Annotated in this window: 4 protein-coding genes; all 4 read right to left on the minus strand. The window is 63.9% G+C overall.

Annotation, left to right across the window (positions count from 1 at the left end; translation table 11 throughout):
* Positions 1–290, minus strand: a 290-nt coding sequence (locus VLT15_12625) for a hypothetical protein (protein ID HSR46055.1), incomplete at its 3' end; no start/stop codon positions are given.
* Entirely contained in the window at positions 287–1,372 is a 1,086-nt protein-coding gene (locus tag VLT15_12630) for a YbhN family protein (protein ID HSR46056.1), read from the minus strand. The genes VLT15_12625 and VLT15_12630, both read right to left, overlap by 4 nt.
* A 138-nt stretch (positions 1,373–1,510) precedes the next feature.
* Positions 1,511–2,182 (minus strand): response regulator transcription factor, encoded by a 672-nt coding sequence (locus VLT15_12635; protein ID HSR46057.1) that lies wholly within the window; start codon positions 2,180–2,182, stop codon positions 1,511–1,513.
* Entirely contained in the window at positions 2,179–3,312 is a 1,134-nt protein-coding gene (locus VLT15_12640) for an ATP-binding protein (GenBank protein HSR46058.1), read from the minus strand. Before VLT15_12640 ends, VLT15_12635 begins: the two co-directional genes overlap by 4 nt.
* Positions 3,313–3,370: the final 58 nt, after the last annotated feature.

Below are 3,370 nucleotides of genomic sequence, written 5' to 3' on the forward strand. Positions count from 1 at the left end.
GGATGGCCGCCGGTCAACACGATCAGGTCGGCCCCATCCACTGCCGCAGAGAGCCTGTTCTCGAAACCATCACCGGGGACTCCGACGGTGACCGACGCACCGAGACGCCTCCAGTAGTTGCGGGCCAGTACCGCCGTGGCGGCCATGAGGCGGCGACTCGACGCGGCCGGGACGACCACCACATTCGGCCTGCTGGATCCAACCTCCGACATCATCCTGCGATCGATCGATTCGCATCCTTCGAGGTGTTCGAGCCCGCCAAGCAGGGCAACTGGTCCTTGAGTGGTCATGCGACGCTCCCTTCGGCTTTCAACGCAGGCGGGACTCGTTGCCCGCTGCGTCGGAGGATCTGAATGGCGGAGGGCAGTCCTGCTGCAACAGGAAGCCAATAAGAGAGGAGTCGATAGGAGAGGACCGCGACGACGGCTACACCGGCCGGAATACCGAAGGCTGTGTACGTGACCGACATGGCGGTTTCGAGAACTCCCAGCCATCCGGGCGTCAGCTCCGGCAGCGCCTGGAGGAGGTTCGCCAGCCCGTATCCGATCAGCAGCGCTCCGATGCTGAGTCTGTGTCCGAAGGCGTCGAATATCACCCAGAGGGCCGCGGCATCCAGAATCCACGATGCGGCGGCCCAGCAGGAGACGATCACGAGGCGGCGTCCGCCCCGCAAGCCGGCGATAGCCGCCTCGAGATTGTCTTTCCGGGCGCCATCGGGTTCGTCGACACCGGACCGGCCGAGAGCCCTGGCGAAGAGCGCCTGAAGCCGGACACGCCAGCGGGGGCGCCTCATCGCAATCACGAACCCGGCGCCGATCAAGATCATTGCGGTCAGGGTGACCGCCGGGGCGATCAGGTAAGACGGGGCCACGACGCCCGACGCGGCGGCGACGGCCACGCCGCCGAAGACGATGCTGCTCAATGTGGTCATCGAGACCCACCACGAGACGATCATCGAAGCGATGGTCAGCGTCCCCGGGTTACCCAGAGCCATGAGTTCGCGTGCAGCAAAGACACTGCCGACCGCGCCACCGCCGGGCAGAATCCGGCTCAGGGTGAACGCTCCCATCGAAACGCGCACGGCCGCACGCTTCCTGGCGACTCCGCCCATTGCCATCAGCGCCGACCGATACACCTGGGCGAGACTCCAAGTCCAGGCCACTTCGAGCAGGATGGCGGCGAGCACGTAGGTCGACTTCGTGGTCGCCAGCATCCTGACGGCTTCAACGATTTCCGTCCATCCGGATCTGACGAGCCGGGTCATGAATCCGACGGAGGTCGCCATGAGAGTCCATCGGAGTACGGTGGCCGGGCGAGGCTTCCTCAGCGGCTTGCGAGCATCTTCCGTGGGGGTGTGTGTTTGTGTCCTCATGGGGACACGATCTCGAGAAACACTCGCGGCGCCTATCAGGGATGGCCCCCTGGGGGTGATTCCCCAGGGTCGCCGCCGCCCTCTTAACGTCCGAGAAGAACGGCGAGGACGGCCCGGGCTAACGGCCGCCTTCCGGCCCTAATCGTCCGACGATTCCACCTGATCGTCGGGTCGGAGGAATCCGGTCTCGAACGCGATGCGGGTGATCTCGTGCCTGCTCTGGGCGTTGAGCTTTCGGAAGATGCTGCCCATATGGTTCTCGAGCGTTTTGACGCTCATGTCGAGGTTGGCGGCCGTCTCTCGATAGGTGTAGCCGCGGGCGATCAACTCCACGACCTCACGCTCCCGGGGGGTGAGCCTCTCCAGGCCTTCGGCCTCAGGCGCATCGGAGTCGATGTCGAGCAGGAATCCGGCGACTTCCCTGGAAACCGGCCGGCGTCCGGCCATCGTTTCTGCGATGGCACCCATCAGTTCGTGTTCTTCGCTGCTCTTGACGATGTATCCGTCTACCCCGGCGTTGAACATGCGGACGACGTCCAGTCGCGAAGTTGAAACCGTGAAGCACAAGAATCGCGCCTCGGGGAAGACGGGCCGGACTGCCTTGACGACGGCTTCGCCACCACCACCGGGAAAATGAACATCCAGCAGCACGAGATCCGGGCGCCGCTCGACGATCATCTCGATGGCCGACGAAGCACTGTCGGCGGAGCCGGCCACGTCGTGATGCTCGGCGACTACATCGACGAGTCCTCGCCGCACGATCGGATGGTCTTCGACGATGAAGACTCGAAGTGCTTCGCCCGGCGTCACGAGATCGGAACCTCGATTGTGACTTCGGTCCCTGTGTCGGGACCGCTGTCGATCCGGGCAGTACCCCCGACCGGGGATAGTCGATTGAGCATCGACCGTTCCTTGCCGCGCAGGATACGATCGGCCGCATCGGGGTCGATACCGTTCCCGCGATCTCGAACGCGGGTCGTGGCGATTCCGTTGGCAATCTCGCTGTAGACATCGATGCGCAGCTGTCCGGAATGCTTCGCCGCATTGACCATGGCTTCCCTTGTGACCTTCAGCCCGACTTCAAGAGTGCCGTCGACTTCGGTGTCGCTGCGGACCAGGACGTCGATCTCCACCGACGGGAAGAGGTCCTCGACCTCGTCGCGAATCTCCATCAGCGCTGCCCGGTAGCTCTTCTCATATGGGGAACTCAGATCCTCGATGGTCCGGCGCAGCTCACGCTCCTGGCGGCGTGCGGCATAGCGAACCTGCATCGGATCCTCGGCGTGTGTCCGGATCGCATGAAGGGTCTGCAATACCGAATCGTGCAGTCGTTGAGCCAGCGCGGCTCGTTCCTGATGCCGGGCACTCGCTTCCTGTTCGGCGGCGAGCTGCTGTTCGGCGGCGAGACGGAGAGCCTCGCGTTGTCGCAAGGCATCGAACGCCCAGCCGATGATGAGACCCAGAACTGGAAACTGGAATGTGCCGGCGGTGCGCACGGCACCGAGGTCCATGATGTCGTGGAGGACCGCGTGTTCACCGAGCAGTACCAGCGAGGCGACCATGGTCCAACGCAGGTTCGTGGCGAACGCTACGACGAATAGCCATGATCCAGGAAAGCCACCGCTGAAGAAGTCGTCCGTCCCGGCTATCGCACCGCCGGCGGACAGCAGGAGGACGACGGCACCATCTAAAGCCACAAACCACAAACTGCCGAGGATCCGATTAGTCCGGGATGCCCAGATGGTGAACCCTGTCCAGGACACGGCGAGCGCACCGCCCGCATACAGGACGCCGTGATTGCCCGGTAGCTCTCTGTAGAGGGTCACGGCGATCAGCACGAGTGCCCACAGGCAAACGAGTATGCGGTACTGGACAACCACCCATTTCAGGGTGCCGTCGACCGGCCGCACGGCCACACTGCTGCGCGTCGTCCTCCCCATCGCACCTCAACCTACCCTCCGGCCGTTCATCCCGATGTTTTCGCGCGACATTCGGTAC

It is taken from the genome of Acidimicrobiia bacterium, from assembly GCA_035471805.1.
In the GTDB taxonomy this organism is placed as follows: Bacteria; Actinomycetota; Acidimicrobiia; order Spongiisociales; family JAHEDJ01; genus JAHEDJ01.

What these genes read in the sequence shown, in the direction of transcription:
- VLT15_12640 (HSR46058.1), bottom strand. Translation starts at nt 3,312, where the DNA reads ATGGGGAGGACGACGCGCAGCAGTGTGGCCGTGCGGCCGGTCGACGGC.
- VLT15_12630 (HSR46056.1), bottom strand. Translation starts at nt 1,372, where the DNA reads ATGAGGACACAAACACACACCCCCACGGAAGATGCTCGCAAGCCGCTG.